Here is a 13,966-nt window from a genome sequence, read left to right on the forward strand (position 1 = left end):
GTTGTCCGCGGGCGATGATAAGATGATAGGCGGATCGAGACGAAGCTTCGAGAGGACTGACTATGAGGCATCGTCGAAGCATCGACCTGATGCCGCGCGAAAATGCCACCGATTACGGCTCGACCCTGGAGCTGCTGCCGGAATGGTATGTGCTGGTGGCGAAATGCGGAAAGTGCCGGCATCAAGGGCGAATTGAGCGTCGGGCAATTGCCGGCACCCACGGATGGGACGTCGACCTCAACTCCATTGGCCGAACGCTCAAATGTTCGCGCTGCGGAAACAGGGAAGGGAACAAACTGCTGATTGGCAAGTTGCCCCGCGACTAGTGTGGCAGATGGCACGGGAAGCGACGGAGCTCCCGCGCGCTTGGTTCGGTGGAGCGGTCCGCGCTTTCAAGGTAAGATCATCCGCTCCGGCTGATTCTCCAGAGTATGGAGCCGCCAACATAAAGTATCCATTCATAATTTTTTGGCGGATATAAGTCGTCGATCTCCTGCATTCAGAGATCACGGATGTTTGTTAACGAAAGTTATCAACCGTGATGCCGAAGAGAGAAAGTGAATCTGGAACAATTTATTATTCTTTTCGTTGAGTTTTTGATCGAACGAAAGGATGAGATCATGAAGAAGCTTGTAATCATGGCAGCTGTTGCTGCTCTACTGGCAGGCTCCGCCTTTGCTCAGGATGCCAACAAGCAAGCCGGTACGGCCGCAGGCATGGCCGGTGGCGCGGCAGCAGGTGCTGTCGTCGGTGGCCCGATCGGTGCCGGTGTCGGCGCCGTGGTGGGTGGCGCGCTCGGTGGGGCGCTGACGCCTCCCCCGCCGGAAGTGGTAACCTATGTCGAGCAGCAGCCGGCTCCGCCGTCTGTGGTCGTCCAGGAACGTGTCGTGGTCGGTAAGCCGATCCCGTCCGCCGTCGTCCTGATGCCGGTCCCGGAAAATCCGCGCTATGCCTATGCGGTCGTCAACGACCATCGCGTGATCGTGGAGCCGCAGTCGAGAACGGTGGTTCAGGTGATCAACTGACCCAAGGCTCGATAGTCTTTTCTCTGGGGCGGCGTTCAAGCGCCGCCCTTTTGCCGTTCCATTTGGCTGCCCCTAGTTCGCGCGCCCGGACGTCTCGAATTTCCGACCCACATCTTTTTCAATCTCGACAAACTTTGGAATACTCTCGGGATTTCTAATATATTTTTCAAAATAAATTGCCTATATTTCTTGTATATATTCTGCATTGCTTTGTTTCGTCACTGTAATACATTTTGATTCAGGATTTATATTTTGCAAATTGAATGTATTCATGGGTCGATCGAAGGAGATGGCGGTATGGCGAAGATCGTAGGCTCGTCTGCGAGCGATGTTTTGAAGGGCACCGCGGAGAGCGACCACATCTGGGGCCTGATCGGCATGGACACGATCGATGGCGGCGGCGGTGACGACTTTATCAACGGCGGGGCGCACGACGACACCTTGACGAGTTCGAGCGGCTACGACCGCATCGACGGTGGCGACGGCAGTGACCAGATCGTTCTCACCGGGACCGGCGGTGCTGTTACCGGAGGCCGGGGCTTCGACGGTCTCGTCGTCGATTTTTCACAAACCGCCGACCGGATGGTCTTCAACGGCGCCAGCGGCCATGGCTATGTCGGCGACCCAGGCGTCGCCAGCCAGCACGTCTTCTTCCACGATATCGAGTGGCTGCGCCTTCTAGCCGGCAGCGGTGACGACCGGATCACCGGGACCGCCGGCAGCGACCGGATTTCGACCGGTGCCGGCAGCGACGTCGTCCACGCAGGCGCCGGCAACGACATCATCACCAATACCGGCGGTCACGACCGTCTCGACGGTGGTGACGGAAACGATCGCTTCGTTCTCGTTGGGACGGGCAGCACGGTCTTCGGCGGTGCTGGGGACGACACGCTGGTCGTCGATCTCTCGGGATCGACCGCTCCGGTCGTGTTCAACCTGGAAAACGGACACGGCATCATCGGAGAGGGGACGCTGCAGGAGCGACACCTCTTTGTCCAGCATCAGGATGTCGAGCAGGTTGTGTTGCTGACCGGACGCGGAAACGACCGCGTTACGGGAAGCGCGCTTGACGATGTTATCGAGACGGCAGGCGGCAGCGATTTCGTCGATGCCGGCGCGGGCGACGACAGGATCACCGACGGGAGCGGCGCCAATCGTCTCTTTGGCGGCGATGGCGATGATGGGATCACCTCCACGTTCTACTCAGCCGAGATCGACGGCGGTGCGGGCCAGGACTGGCTCTACATCAGCGAGATGGCGCGCACCAGCGATCTCACCATCGATTTCGCTGCCGGCAAGGTTTCGACCGGCACCGTGCTGCGCGGCTTTGAGCAGGCGAACCTCGCGCTGGGCAGCGGCAACGACCGGGTCATCGCCGGCGATCTTGCCTATCTCACGGTCGAGGCCGGTGCTGGAAACGATCACCTCGAAGGCGGCGCCGGGCCGGATGCGCTTTATGGCGAGGACGGCAATGATTACATTCACGGGGGAGCCGGAAACGACTCGATCGTCACGGGCGCCGGCGACGATGTGGCCTATGGCGGCGATGGAATGGACACGCTTGCCAATACCGGCGGCAGCGACGTGCTCGATGGCGGCGCCGGGGACGACTGGCTGCAGGACACCTTTCCCGGCAGCGGCAGCCTCGGTGTTGCGTCGATCCTGCGCGGCGGTGCCGGCAACGACACGATCAATGCCCGTTTCCTCGGCGAGGTCGATGGTGGCGAAGGGCGGGATCTTTTGAACCTCAACTATGGCGGCCTGCCCGAGGCGATGGATTTCGACGCGGCGCGCGGCGTTACGCAGACCGGTTTGACTTTCACGGATGTTGAATATTTCAACATCACGAGCGGGCGCTACGACGACGTACTGCGCGGCGGGGACGACAACGACACTTTCTACGCGTCGAGCGGCAACGACATCCTCGACGGGCGCGGCGGGGACGACAAGCTGACGGGTGCGTCGGAAAACGACCAGCTCTTTGGCGGTGACGGTGCAGATGTTCTTGATGGCGGGTCTGAGAACGACCTGTTGAGCGGCGGCAATGGTGCCGACGTGCTGAGAGGCGGCAGCGGCGCCGACACGTTCCTGTGGTCGACCGAAACCTCCGGCGAGGCCGGCCTTGACCACATTCTCGATTTCAGTGCCCGGCAGGGCGACCGGATCGCCTTCTCCGACGAGGCGCAGGACACGACCGGCATTCACAGCTATGCGGATTTCCTTGCCGCGGCGCGCGACACGGCCGATGGCGTGTTCGTCTCCTTTGGCGGCTCGGAAACCGAAGGCATTCTGATCGAGGATACTTCGCTTGCGGTTCTCTCGGAAAGCGATGTCGTCTTCGGTCTCGGCTGACGCACCGTTGGTCAGGATGTCGGCGCCGCGCCGTCATCCGGGGGCGCGGCATCGTCGACAGCAGTGGTCAGGCACCCATCGATCAGATGAAGGCGCCGATCCATCCGCGCGGCCATGTCGAGGTCGTGGGTGACCGCTACCACGGTCTTGCCCTGTTCGCGCACCAGCGTTTCGAGAATCTTGAACACCTGTTCGGAATTCTGGCTGTCGAGGCTGCCGGTGGGCTCGTCGGCGAGGATCAATGGCGGATCGTTGGCCAGTGCCCGGGCGACCGCCACCCGCTGGCGCTGACCGCCCGAGAGCTGATCGGGCCGCTTGTCCAGATGATCGGCCAGCCCGAGTGCGGCAAGCAGGTCGCTCGCCCTCTGACGCATCTCGCCCCGGCCGAGGCGGCCAAGCTTGCGCATGGGGATCTCGACGTTTTCGCGGGCGGTGAACTCAGGCAGCAGGAAATGGAATTGGAAGACGAAGCCGATATTGGCAAGCCGCGTGGCAGCCCGTTCGTCCTCGTTCATCTGCGCCGTGTCGCGGTCGCGGATCGCGAGCGTGCCGCTTGTCGGCCGGTCGAGCAGGCCGAGCAGATAGAGAAGCGACGACTTGCCGGAGCCCGAGGGGCCGGTGACCGCGACGAATTCCTGCTCGCCGATGCTCAGGGATATGTCCTTTACCAGCGTGACCGGCACGGTTTCTCTGAGGATACGCGTCAGATCCTTTGTCTCGATCAGCGTGCTCATGTCGCGCCCCGGATGATGTCGACGGGATTGGCGCGGGCCGCGCGCCTTGCCGGCAGGTATCCTGCGACCGCTGCCGATCCGAGCGCGAAGGCGGCGGCGATCAGATAGTGCAGCATGCTCCAGGCGATCGGTAGCCGTGTCATTTCCTGGCCGGTCGCAGCGAGCTCGAAGCGCACCAGCGAGAGCGCATAGATCATCGCGAAGCCGAGCGCCCAGCCAAGGAGCGTACCGGCCGTGGCGATCGCCACGCCTTCGAGCACGAAGAGGATGCGCATGTCGGCCTCGGTGAAGCCGAGCGACTTCATGATGGCGATGTCGCGCGCCTTCTCGTGCGTGATCGTCGAGATGATGTTGAAGATGCCGAAGCCGGCGACCAGCATGATCGCAGCGACGACCGTGTACATGATCACATTGCGCACGACGAGCGCCTCCAGGATCGACTCGTTGGCCTCCTGCCAGGCGACCGCCTTGTAGCCAAGCTCCGCCTCGATGCGCCGCGCGACCGCCGGGGCTGCATTTGGATCGTCGAGCTTGATGTTGATCTCATTGATCGCGTTCGGCCGGGCCGAGAGGATCTGCGCGTTCTTCTGCAGCACATAGGCCTCGCCTTCGTCGCGGGCCGTCGTGCCGGTGTGAAAGAGACCGACGATCTTGAAGCGGCGGCTGAGCCCCACCGAGGAGACGGCGGTGATCGTATCGCCGAGCTTGGCGCCGAGCCGCGAGGCCATGGTGTCGCCGACCACCACATTGTTCCCGCCGGCCGCAAGGGCCGCGAAGCTGCCGGCCCTGAAGTCTCCTATGATCGGCGAAATCCGTGGCTCCGCCTGCGGATCGATGCCGATGACGGCGGCGCCGACCTCCTGGCCGGAATAGCGAATGACGCCTTGCGCCTTCAGGGTCGCGGCAAAGCGGCCGGGGATCCAGCCGTCGAGCCAGGAGAGTGCCGCGGTGGGATTGATGATGCCGCGGCGGTCGTCGCGCGGCCGAAGGCCGGAGATGGCGGCGGCATCGAACAGATCTTCTGCCGGCTGTCGCCGCGCCGTGCGCTGCTCGTCGGTCACCTGTACATGCGGCATGGTGTCGACGAGCTGGCGAACGAAGTCGTCCTGGCCACCCTGCATCAGCGCCGCCATGGCGATGGAGAAGCCGACGCCGACCGCCACGCCCAGCATCGCGACGATCGTCTGCCGGCCTCGGCCGGCGATGTGCGTCAGTGCGATGTCGAAGATGAGGCGCATGGCGGGCTCATTTCTCCGGGGCGGGCGTGGCCTTGACGCGCGTGCCATCGGCAAGGCCGGTCGGGAAGGGTGAGACGACGCGCGCGTCGTCTGTGAGCCCGGAGAGGACCTCGACGCCTTCGGCGCCGCGTATGCCTGTTTTCAATTCGTGTATTCGGGCGCGATTGCCGTCGATCACCGCGGCCTTCGTTCCCTCCAGCGCCACGGTCGGGATGACCAAGGCGCCATGCGACACACGCACGATGATGTTGACGTCGGTCGACATGCCGATCCGAAGCGGCGTGTCGTCGGGAAGCCGAAAGCGCACGCGATAGGTCTTCGTCACCGGGTCGCCCTTGGGCGTGATGCTGTCGACCGTCGCTTCCAGCTTGCGGTCGGGAAAGGCGTCGGACCGCAGCAGCGCCTTCTGGCCGACTTCGACGCGCGGGATATCCTCCTCATTGACCTCAGCGGTGACGATCAGCGGCTTCGGCTCGCCCACCCAGAAGAGCACGGTGCCGAGGTCGGCGACTTCGCCGATCTCGCCGTCTTGCCGGAGCACCTGGCCGGCGCTCGGGGCCCTCAGCACATAGGTCGCGAGCCGCGCCTGACGGCCGGCCACGAGTGCTTCGAGCTGGCCGAGCTCGCTGCGCGCCCGATCGACCTCCTGTTCGCTGATCGTGCTGCGTTCGGCGAGCGCCAGCTTGCGGCGATATTCCTCCTGCGCCAGCGTCAGGCGCGCCTGGAGTTCGCCGAGCGCTGCCCGCGCTTCGGTGTCGTCGAGACGAGCGAGCACATCGCCCTTGGCGACGCGCTGACCCTCGCAATTGCACTGCTCGATGATCCGCTCGGCGACCGTCGGGGTAACTTTTGCCCAGGTGCGCGGCTCCACGACGCCGTCGGCATAGATAATCTCTGCAGCATCGCCGCGCTTCGGCGCGACGACGGACACGGGAACCGAACGAAACAGATACCAGGAGGCCGCCGCCCCGATGGCAACGACGATCGCTGCTCCGATTGCATAACGAGCCAGCCGCACGAGACGCTCCTTGAATGCTCTCTATCCGTTCTGTATAAATAGACCGACGGTCGGTTTGTTTCAAGGATGCCGATTCCCGGTCCCTTTGGGAGCGTCGTGGACCGGATGGCGAGCCCGTGCTAAGCCGCTGTTCTGGGAGTGCTTATGGTCAGAACGAAAAAATCGCCGGAAGTCCGATCGAACGAGCTGATCGATTGCGCCGAGCGGCTGTTCTTCCAGCACGGCTACGAGAATACGACGGTCAACGACGTCATCCGCGAGGCCAATGTCTCCAAAGGGGCCTTCTACCACTATTTCGTTTCGAAGGAGGCGCTGCTGGAGGCGGTCGCCACCCGTCTGGCGCAGCGGAACCTTAGGGAATTGCAGCCGCTGTTCGAAGACCCGTCGCTGGATGCGGTCGGGCAGCTGAACGCGCTTTTCGCCGGCTCGCGGCGGCTTAAGCTCGAGATGGCGCCGCAGCTGAAGAACACCTTCAACGCCCTCTTCAAACCGGAAAACGTCGCCCTCTATCACCGCATCGATGAGGCCCTGCTCGCCGTCAGCATACCTCTGGTCGCCGAGATGCTCCGGCGCGGACACGAGGAAGGAACGCTCGATGCGTCCGATCCGGAAGCCTCCGCCCTGATGCTGCTGCAACTGCGGCTGAGCGTCGCCAAGGTGATGCACAAGGCGCTGCAGCGCTACGAAGCCGGCGACGTCGATGGGGCGGCAGTGATGCTCGACGGCTGGATGCGAACCTACGGAACCGCCATCGAGCGTTTTCTGAAACTCCCGGATGGGTCGATCGAGGTGACCGAGCCGGGTTTTGCCAGGGCCTTCCTCGAAGCGTGAGCTACGAGAGGGCGTGTCTCAGTTCTTCTGTGCGGCGCGCAGGGCGGATGCCGGATAGCGCAAGGTCGGGTCGAAGGGATTGAGCTTGCTGCTGATCGCCTGTGCCTCGGCCTTCAGCAGGTCGGTGATGGTGCCGCTTCTTGTTTCGGTCAGGCGCGATGCCAGCGTGCCGATGCTCAAGGAGGCGACCGCGATGCCGTTGCGGTCGAGCACGGGTACGCCGAGACCGGCCATGCCCTCGATCATCTCGAAATTCATCTGCGCGGCACCGATACGCCTGACCTCCTCGATCTTGATGCGCAGGTCCACCTCGTCGATCGCGGCGCGATCCATGATGCGTGGCATGTTGAACTTGATGATCGCCTCGCGCTCTTCCTCCGGCAGGTGTGCAAGGATGGCGATGCTGCCCTGGCCGATGCCGAGCGGCACCTTGCCGCCGATGTCGCCGGTAAAGGAGCGGATAGGGAAGGGGCCTTCGACCCGGTCGAGGCAGATCGCATCGAAATTGCTGCGGACCAGCAAGAAGACGGTATCGTTGAAGGTGGCCGAGAGTCTGAGCAGCGACGGCCGGGCGATGTCAAGAATACCTTCACGCCTTCGCGCCTGCGACGCGATCGAGAAAAACTCCAGCGACAGGCGATAGGATTTCCCCTCCGGCATCTGCTCAACGAGCCCTTCGGCGATCAGGCTCTTCAGCAGGCGGTGCGCCGAGGGCTGGGTGAGATTCAGCCTGCGCGCGAGATCGATCACCCGCACACCCTCGCTCGCGTTCTCCGCGAGATCTTTCAGGATGTGGATCGCCTTCGCGAGGCTGGAGCTTCCTGCATTCTCTGATTCCAACATTTGCGCGCTTCTCTCGAATTTCACACGAAAGGATTCCGTATATCGGATTTTTCTAACAAAAAATTCCGAAATAGAAAATTGCATTTGTGTTTTTCGTCAATTTCCTGGAGTTAAACCACAAGCCTTCTCAGGGGTGGGTGCGCCAAAGCGTGGATAGCTGACCGGCTATCGCGATCGCGAAACCGCGCCTTCGCCGGCGCGACCTGCGCCTGGCGGAGATCCCGCACCGGAGAGGTTTGATGGTTGACGACGTGTCGCAGCCGCTGGGATCGCCGACAAGAAAAACGGGGCGGGCGATCCCTGGGGTAGCGACCCACGGGAGAGTGAGCATGAGTTTCCTGAACCTCGAGAAGATCTCCAAGTTCTACGGGCCGGTTGCGGCCGTTCACGATTTCGATCTGGCGGTCGAAAAGGGTGAGTTCATCTCGCTGCTCGGGCCCTCGGGCTGCGGCAAGACGACGACCTTGCAGATGATCACCGGGCTCGTACGTCCTTCCGCCGGTACGATCACCATGGGCGGGCGCGACATCACCCACCTGCCGCCGCCGCAACGGGAACTCGGCGTCGTCTTCCAGAGCTACGCGCTTTTCCCGCACATGACGGTCGCGCAGAACGTCTCCTTCGGCCTGGAGATGCGCAAGGTTGCAAAACCGGAGCGCGACAAACGCATCAAGGATATCCTGGCCCTCGTCCATCTTTCGGCACTTGCCGATCGCTACCCGCGCGAGATGTCGGGCGGCCAGCGCCAGCGCGTGGCGATTGCCCGCGCCCTCGTGATCAATCCGCCGGTACTGCTGCTCGACGAGCCGCTCTCGAACCTCGACGCGCAGCTTCGCGAGGAGATGCAGTTCGAGCTGCGCCGCATCCAGCAGACGGTCGGCATCACCACCATCATGGTGACGCATGACCAGGCGGAAGCGCTGTCGATCAGCGACCGCGTCGTCGTCATGGAAAAGGGGCGCATCACCCAGGTCGATACGCCCTATGAGCTCTACGAGCATCCGCGCAACGACTTCATCTCGTCCTTCGTCGGCAAGTCCAACTTCCTGCGTGCGACCTCGGCCTTCAACGGCAAGGGCGCCTCGATCAGCATCGACAACACGCCGATCCGCTTCAATACCGACCGCCGCGAGCCGGACGGCAAGGTCTCGGTCTTCATCCGCCCGGAAAAGCTCCGGCTGACCGAGCCGGGCGAGGGCCAGATCGAGGGCAAGGTGACGACGCGCTATTTCATGGGCAGCCAATGGTTGGTCAGCGCCGAGACCCCGGCCGGCGTCCTCGCCGTCGCGGTTCCCAATCTCGGTGCGCCGCCGCCGGTGGAAGGTGAAACCGTCGGGCTCGCCTGGCAGAACGCCGATTGTCGGATCCTTTCGGGAGCGGCCAAGTGATGGGCACTGCGACCTCCGCCATCAAACCGCGCCTGCTTACGCCCCTCGCCCTTTCCGGCCCGGCGACGCTGTTCTTCATCGGCCTTGTTCTCTTGCCACTGCTGCTGACGATCATTCTTTCCTTCAACAGCTACGACTACACGGCCGGCATCCAGAGCGACTTCACCTTCGCCAACTACCTAACCGTGCTACAGGACGAATATTACCTCGCGACCTTCTGGCGGACGTTGCGGCTGGCGCTTCTGACGACCGTGATCACCGTGCTGATCGGCGTGCCGGAGGCCTATGTTCTCTCGAACATGCGCAAGCCCTGGCGGTCGATCTTTCTCCTGGTCATCATCGGTCCGCTGCTCGTTTCCGTGGTGGTGCGCACCTTCGGCTGGAGCATGCTGCTCGGCAAGAACGGCTTCGTGAATGGTGCGCTCGCCCTCGTCGGCCTCAGCCCGGTTCAGCTCCTCTACACCGAGACGGCGATCGTCATCGGCCTCGTGCATATCATGCTGCCGTTCATGGTAATCCCGGTCTGGACCGTGCTGCAGAAGCTCGACTCGACGGTCGAGGCGGCGGCACTCACGCTCGGCGCCTCGCGCTTCACGGCGCTTCGCCGCATCGTCTTCCCGCAGGCCGCCCTCGGCATCCTCTCGGGCAGCCTGATCGTCTTTGCACTCTCGGCAAGTTCCTTCGCCATCCCCGGCCTGCTTGGCGGCAGGCGGCTCAAAATGGCGGCGACACTCGTCTACGACGAGTTCCTGATCGAGCTGAACTGGCCGCTCGGCGCGACCATCGCGATCATCGTCCTCGTTGCCAATCTTGTCATCATGCTCGCCTATAACCGCCTGATCGAGCGGCAGGCGAAGCGCAAGCTGGGTTGAAGCCATGCAGAGAAACGGACCCATTGCTCTTGCTTTCCACAGCCTCGTCGTCGTCTTCATGCTGGCGCCGATGGTTGTGGTCTGCCTCGTGGCCTTCACGCCGGAAAACACCCTGGCGATGCCCTGGAATGGCCTTTCGCTTCGCTGGTTCGAGGCGGTCTTCCATCACGGCGACTTCATGTCGTCCTTTGGAAACAGCGTTCGGCTCGCGCTCCTGTCGGCCACCATCTCTACGCTCTTTGCCGTGCCCGCAGCGTTGGCGATCACCCGCTACGAGTTTCGCGGGCGCGAGGCGCTGAACGCGCTCTTCCTGTCACCGCTCATCATCCCGCACCTGGTTCTCGGCGTTGCCTTTCTGCGTCTCTTCTCGCTGATGGGTATGGGTGGATCTTTCGGCTGGCTGATCGCCACCCATGCGATCGTCGTCACGCCCTATACGCTGCGCCTGATCCTGGCGTCGCTGACCAGCATGGATCGCAATGCCGAGAATGCGGCGCGCACACTGGGGGCTGCGGAGTGGACGGTGTTTCGCCGGATCACGATGCCGCTCATGCTGCCAGGCATCAGTGGCGGCTGGTTGCTCGCCTTCATCAACAGCTTCGATGAGCTGACCATGTCGATCTTCGTGACATCGCCGTCGACGGTAACACTGCCGGTCCGCATGTACATGTACGCGAGCGAATCCATCGACCCGATGATGGCGGCCGTTTCCACGCTGATGATCGCGCTTGCGACCGTCACCATGATCATTCTCGATCGCCTGTTCGGTCTCGACCGGCTTCTGGTGGGCAAGGGCTGAGAACCGATGTCGATGCATCCGTTGCTCCGGCGGCGCTACCGCCTGGATGAGGCACCCGTGCCCTTTATATTGAACGGGACGGCCGAAACCGGCCGTCGCGGCGATACGGTGCTGACGGCGATCCTTTCGGTGAGCGGCCACCTGAGACAGAGTGAATTCACCGGCGAGAAACGTGGCGGCTTCTGCCTGATCGGTGCCTGTCAGGACTGCTACGTGATGTTGGCGGACGGCAGCCGCGTCCGCGCCTGCAGCACGGCCCTGCAACCCGGCATGGCCTTCATCACCGATCTCGGCGCAATGGCGGAGGCGGCCCATGAGTGAGCCGTTGCAGCCGGTGATCGTCGGCGCCGGACCGGCAGGCATTCGCGCCGCGGAGCGCCTGGTGCGTGCCGGCCTCAGGCCCGTCGTGCTCGACGAAGGTCAGCGCGCCGGCGGGCAGATCTATCGCCGCCCGCTGATCGAGGACGGTCGCTCCTATCGCAGCCGCTATGGCTCGGAAGCCGGCAAAGCAAGAAAGCTGCACGAGGCGTTCGAGGCGCTTCTGCCTGCGATCGACTATCGCCCCGAAACGCTTGTCTGGAATGTCTCGGCACCTGAGCGCGGCAACCAGCTCGATCTGCTCTCGGCTGGCCGTCACCGGCAGGTCGGCTTTTCGCAGTTGATCCTCTGCACCGGCGCGACCGATCGCGTGCTGCCTTTCCCGGGATGGACGACGCCCGGAGTCTATACACTCGGCGCCTCGCAGGTCGCGCTGAAGGCGCAGGGCTGCACGATCGGCGACCGCATCGTCTTCATGGGCTCAGGGCCGTTGCTCTATCTCGTTGCCTGGCAATATATGAAAGCCGGCGCGTGCGTGGAGGCGGTGCTCGACACCGCGCCCATCGCGTCGAAGCGCCACTTGCTGTCGCTTGCCGCTCATGCGCCGCGGATCGTCGGGCTTGGCCTTTTCTATGGTCTGCAGCTTCAGCTCTCGGGCGTGAAGATCCGCTACGGCGTGCGGCCGGAGGCGGTTCTCGGCGAAGGCCAGGTCGAGGGCTTTCGCTTCCGTCGGCGGACGCTCAAGGGTGAGGTCGTCGAGACGGTGGCCTGCGACGCGCTCGCCTATGGTTTTGCCCTTCGGCCGGAAACCCAACTTGCCGATCTTGCCGGCTGCCGTTTCCGTTTCGACGCGCGCGATCGCGCCTGGCTGCCGGAGCGCGACGCCATGGGGCGCACGAGCCGGGTCGATGTCTACACCGCCGGCGACGGCAGCGGCATTGCCGGTGCCGATGCGGCGGAAATCTCGGGCGAACTTGCTGCGGCCGCCCTGCTTGAGGACGTGGGAAAGGCATCAGCGGATGCAGCGCGCCTGGTTGCGGCGCGCAAAGCGATCCTGCGGCAGCGTGACATCCTCGAACGCGCCTTTCCCTTCCCGGCTGACTGGTTTGAGACCCTAGCCGGCGAAACGATGCTCTGCCGCTGCGAAGAGATCACCATTGCCGAAGGACGCTGTGCCATCGCGAGCGGGTCCCTCAGCGAGATCAACCGCCTGAAGGCGCTAAGCCGCATCGGCATGGGCCGCTGCCAGGGGCGCATGTGTTCCGCTGCTGCCACCGAACTGTTGAGCGGCGCCTGTGGCGTTCCGGCCGGAGAGGTTGGTCGGCTGCGCGCTCAGGCGCCGGTCAAGCCAATCCCGCTCGGTTTTGGCGCTGCCGTAGAAACGGAGGCCCGCCCATGAGCCGGCGCATCTCCGTCGACGTCGCGATCATCGGTGGCGGCCTGGTGGGCAGTTCCGCAGCGCTTGCCATGCGCAAGGCCGGGCTTTCGGTTGCATTGCTCGACAAGGGTTATTGCGGCGCCCAGGCGAGCGGCGTGAACTATGGCGGTGTGCGCCGGCAGGGCAGGCCCCCCGAACAATTGCCGCTGTCGCAGCGCGCACACCGCATCTGGCCGCAACTGAAGGCGATGATCGGCATCGATGCCGAATACATGCGCTCCGGTCACCTGAAGCTCGCGCGCACGGAAAAGGATTTCGCCAAGCTCGAAGCCTATGCCGAGACGGTCAGGGACTATGGGTTGGGGCTTGAACTCGTAGCCGGTTCGGCGTTGGCGCGCCGGTTCCCCTGGCTTTCCGCCCAGGCGGTCGGCGCGTCGCTCTGCCCCGATGACGGCCATGCCAATCCGCGTCTCGTTGCGCCAGCCTTCGCGCGGGCGGCCGAGCGCGCCGGCGTGACGGTGTTGGAACTGACGCCGGTGCGTGACGTCGCGGCGACCGGGAACGGTTTCGAGATCCTCGCCGGCGACGGCATCGAAATCCGCTGCCGACTACTGGTCAACAGTGCCGGCGCCTGGTCCGATGGCTTTGCCGCTCGCTTCGGCGAAATCGTGCCGCTCACTCGGATCTACCCGTCGATGGTGGTGACCGAGCCGCTTCCGCTGCGGCTGCCTGTCAGCATGGGCGAGCAGGGCGGCAGCTTCTATGGCCGGCAGGTGGCACGCGGCAATTATGTCATGGGTGGTGGCCGCGGCCTGCCGCTCGGCGATCCCGACTACTCGCGCCCGTCGGTGACCGCTGCGTCCTCCGTCATGCAGCGCGCCTTCATGCTCTTTCCGCATCTGGCAGAGGCCCAGGTCATCCGCTTCTGGTCTGGCACAGAGGCGGAAATGCCCGACGGTAACCCGGTGGTCGGCCCGAGCGAAACGACATCAGGTCTCTTCCACGCTTTCGGCTTTTGCGGCGCCGGGTTTCAGACCGCGCCCGCTGTCGGTGAAGTGCTCGCAGAACTCGTCACCGAGGGGCGCAGCACCACGCCGATCGACGCCTTTTCCATTGGCCGCTTCCACAAGGTGGCGGTCGAAACTGCAGCCTCGTTGTAAACAGAAAGGG

The 13,966-nt window shown here is 63.6% G+C and carries 14 protein-coding genes; 10 read left to right on the forward strand and 4 right to left on the reverse strand.

Annotation, left to right across the window (positions count from 1 at the left end):
- Window positions 1-89 precede the first annotated feature (89 nt).
- The 3 genes from LAC81_RS24880 to LAC81_RS24890 all read left to right on the forward strand — a co-directional run bounded on the left by LAC81_RS24880 (window position 90) and on the right by LAC81_RS24890 (window position 3,377).
- Window positions 90-326 (forward strand): hypothetical protein, encoded by a 237-nt coding sequence (locus LAC81_RS24880; RefSeq protein WP_223729815.1) that lies wholly within the window; start codon window positions 90-92, stop codon window positions 324-326.
- A gap of 294 nt (window positions 327-620) precedes the next feature.
- Window positions 621-1,025, forward strand: coding sequence for a DUF1236 domain-containing protein (locus LAC81_RS24885; protein ID WP_223729816.1), 405 nt, complete (start codon window positions 621-623; stop codon window positions 1,023-1,025).
- Window positions 1,026-1,322: 297 nt separating this feature from the next.
- Complete coding sequence (locus LAC81_RS24890) at window positions 1,323-3,377, forward strand: calcium-binding protein (RefSeq protein ID WP_223729817.1); 2,055 nt, start codon at window positions 1,323-1,325, stop codon at window positions 3,375-3,377.
- Between the two features lie 11 nt (window positions 3,378-3,388).
- Here LAC81_RS24890 and LAC81_RS24895 read toward each other — a convergent pair whose 3' ends face one another.
- The 3 genes from LAC81_RS24895 to LAC81_RS24905 are packed head-to-tail and all read right to left on the reverse strand — an operon-like array spanning window position 3,389 to window position 6,367.
- Window positions 3,389-4,111 (reverse strand): ABC transporter ATP-binding protein, encoded by a 723-nt coding sequence (locus tag LAC81_RS24895; RefSeq protein WP_223729818.1) that lies wholly within the window; start codon window positions 4,109-4,111, stop codon window positions 3,389-3,391.
- Entirely contained in the window at window positions 4,108-5,349 is a 1,242-nt protein-coding gene (locus tag LAC81_RS24900; RefSeq protein WP_223729819.1) for an ABC transporter permease, read from the reverse strand. The genes LAC81_RS24895 and LAC81_RS24900 overlap by 4 nt, the downstream gene beginning before the upstream one ends.
- A gap of 7 nt (window positions 5,350-5,356) precedes the next feature.
- Window positions 5,357-6,367 (reverse strand): efflux RND transporter periplasmic adaptor subunit, encoded by a 1,011-nt coding sequence (locus LAC81_RS24905; protein WP_223729820.1) that lies wholly within the window; start codon window positions 6,365-6,367, stop codon window positions 5,357-5,359.
- A 144-nt stretch (window positions 6,368-6,511) separates the two neighbouring features.
- On the opposite strand from LAC81_RS24905, the gene LAC81_RS24910 reads away from it, so the two are divergent.
- Complete coding sequence (locus tag LAC81_RS24910; protein WP_223729821.1) at window positions 6,512-7,198, forward strand: TetR/AcrR family transcriptional regulator; 687 nt, start codon at window positions 6,512-6,514, stop codon at window positions 7,196-7,198.
- An 18-nt stretch (window positions 7,199-7,216) separates the two neighbouring features.
- On the opposite strand, the gene LAC81_RS24915 is transcribed toward LAC81_RS24910, so the two are convergent.
- A complete protein-coding gene (locus tag LAC81_RS24915; protein ID WP_223729822.1) occupies window positions 7,217-8,041 on the reverse strand; it encodes an IclR family transcriptional regulator in 825 nt (274 codons plus the stop codon).
- 329 nt (window positions 8,042-8,370) lie between these two features.
- Between LAC81_RS24915 and LAC81_RS24920 the strand changes: the two genes are divergently transcribed.
- Genes LAC81_RS24920 through LAC81_RS24945 form a run of 6 tightly spaced genes read left to right on the forward strand, consistent with a single transcriptional unit; the run spans window position 8,371 to window position 13,956 of the window.
- Complete coding sequence (locus LAC81_RS24920; protein ID WP_223729823.1) at window positions 8,371-9,429, forward strand: ABC transporter ATP-binding protein; 1,059 nt, start codon at window positions 8,371-8,373, stop codon at window positions 9,427-9,429.
- The gene (locus LAC81_RS24925) at window positions 9,429-10,301 is read left to right on the forward strand and encodes an ABC transporter permease (protein WP_223729824.1); all 873 of its coding nucleotides are present in this window, start codon (window positions 9,429-9,431) and stop codon (window positions 10,299-10,301) included. Before LAC81_RS24920 ends, LAC81_RS24925 begins: the two co-directional genes overlap by 1 nt.
- 4 nt (window positions 10,302-10,305) lie before the next feature.
- Complete coding sequence (locus tag LAC81_RS24930; RefSeq protein WP_223729825.1) at window positions 10,306-11,100, forward strand: ABC transporter permease; 795 nt, start codon at window positions 10,306-10,308, stop codon at window positions 11,098-11,100.
- A gap of 6 nt (window positions 11,101-11,106) precedes the next feature.
- Window positions 11,107-11,421 carry a (2Fe-2S)-binding protein gene (locus LAC81_RS24935; RefSeq protein ID WP_223729826.1) on the forward strand — a complete coding sequence of 105 codons (315 nt, stop codon included), beginning with the start codon at window positions 11,107-11,109 and terminating at the stop codon, window positions 11,419-11,421.
- Entirely contained in the window at window positions 11,414-12,817 is a 1,404-nt protein-coding gene (locus LAC81_RS24940) for an NAD(P)/FAD-dependent oxidoreductase (protein WP_223729827.1), read from the forward strand. Before LAC81_RS24935 ends, LAC81_RS24940 begins: the two co-directional genes overlap by 8 nt.
- Window positions 12,814-13,956, forward strand: coding sequence for an NAD(P)/FAD-dependent oxidoreductase (locus LAC81_RS24945; RefSeq protein WP_223729828.1), 1,143 nt, complete (start codon window positions 12,814-12,816; stop codon window positions 13,954-13,956). Before LAC81_RS24940 ends, LAC81_RS24945 begins: the two co-directional genes overlap by 4 nt.
- The last annotated feature ends 10 nt before the right edge of the window (window positions 13,957-13,966 follow it).

The organism is Ensifer adhaerens (assembly GCF_020035535.1).
Classification (GTDB): domain Bacteria; phylum Pseudomonadota; class Alphaproteobacteria; order Rhizobiales; family Rhizobiaceae; genus Ensifer.

Coding starts and splice junctions, on each gene's coding strand:
- LAC81_RS24880 (WP_223729815.1), top strand. CDS start 90: ATGCCGCGCGAAAATGCCACCGATTACGGCTCGACCCTGGAGCTGCTG.
- LAC81_RS24885 (WP_223729816.1), top strand. CDS start 621: ATGAAGAAGCTTGTAATCATGGCAGCTGTTGCTGCTCTACTGGCAGGC.
- LAC81_RS24890 (WP_223729817.1), top strand. CDS start 1,323: ATGGCGAAGATCGTAGGCTCGTCTGCGAGCGATGTTTTGAAGGGCACC.
- LAC81_RS24895 (WP_223729818.1), bottom strand. CDS start 4,111: ATGAGCACGCTGATCGAGACAAAGGATCTGACGCGTATCCTCAGAGAA.
- LAC81_RS24900 (WP_223729819.1), bottom strand. CDS start 5,349: ATGCGCCTCATCTTCGACATCGCACTGACGCACATCGCCGGCCGAGGC.
- LAC81_RS24910 (WP_223729821.1), top strand. CDS start 6,512: ATGGTCAGAACGAAAAAATCGCCGGAAGTCCGATCGAACGAGCTGATC.
- LAC81_RS24915 (WP_223729822.1), bottom strand. CDS start 8,041: ATGTTGGAATCAGAGAATGCAGGAAGCTCCAGCCTCGCGAAGGCGATC.
- LAC81_RS24920 (WP_223729823.1), top strand. CDS start 8,371: ATGAGTTTCCTGAACCTCGAGAAGATCTCCAAGTTCTACGGGCCGGTT.
- LAC81_RS24925 (WP_223729824.1), top strand. CDS start 9,429: ATGGGCACTGCGACCTCCGCCATCAAACCGCGCCTGCTTACGCCCCTC.
- LAC81_RS24930 (WP_223729825.1), top strand. CDS start 10,306: ATGCAGAGAAACGGACCCATTGCTCTTGCTTTCCACAGCCTCGTCGTC.
- LAC81_RS24935 (WP_223729826.1), top strand. CDS start 11,107: ATGTCGATGCATCCGTTGCTCCGGCGGCGCTACCGCCTGGATGAGGCA.
- LAC81_RS24940 (WP_223729827.1), top strand. CDS start 11,414: ATGAGTGAGCCGTTGCAGCCGGTGATCGTCGGCGCCGGACCGGCAGGC.
- LAC81_RS24945 (WP_223729828.1), top strand. CDS start 12,814: ATGAGCCGGCGCATCTCCGTCGACGTCGCGATCATCGGTGGCGGCCTG.